General features: G+C 63.7%; 1 protein-coding gene. It reads right to left on the reverse strand.

The window, feature by feature from the left end; genetic code table 11:
* Window positions 1–523: Ig-like domain-containing protein (locus BTW07_RS19100; protein WP_208605456.1), on the reverse strand; the 523-nt coding region annotated here is incomplete at both ends.

Raw genomic sequence — 523 nt, forward strand, 5'->3', positions numbered from 1 at the left:
CGTGAAGTTGTAGCTACCGTCGGCGTTGAACGTCAACGAGCCGTTGCCCTGACCTACGCCGGTGTCGAGCGCATAGTTGGCGATCGTCCCATCGACGTCACTTGCCGCCGGGACCTGACCGGTCAGCAACGTGTTCTCTTCCGTCGTGGCCGTGCCTGCCTGAGCGACCGGGGCATCGTTGGTACCGGTGACGGTAATGGTGACGGTCTTGGGCGCACTGACGCCACCATCATTATCGGTGGCGGTATAGCTGAAGGTGACGTCGCGACTCTCGCCGGCGGCGAGACCATCGAAGTCAGTGCCGGGGGCGAAGCTGTAGCTGCCGTCGGCATTGAACGTCAATGAACCATTGCCGGTGCCGACATCCGTCGCCAGGTCGTAACCGGCGATGGTGCCATCGACATCGGTCGCGACCGGCACTTGCCCGCTGAGAACGCTGTTCTCGCCGGTGGTCCGGGTATCGGCGACGGCCATCGGCGCATCGTTGGTGCCGGTCACGGTGATCGTCACCGTCTTCGGTGCA

It is taken from the genome of Salinicola socius, assembly GCF_001937195.1.
In the GTDB taxonomy this organism is placed as follows: domain Bacteria; phylum Pseudomonadota; class Gammaproteobacteria; order Pseudomonadales; family Halomonadaceae; genus Salinicola; species Salinicola socius.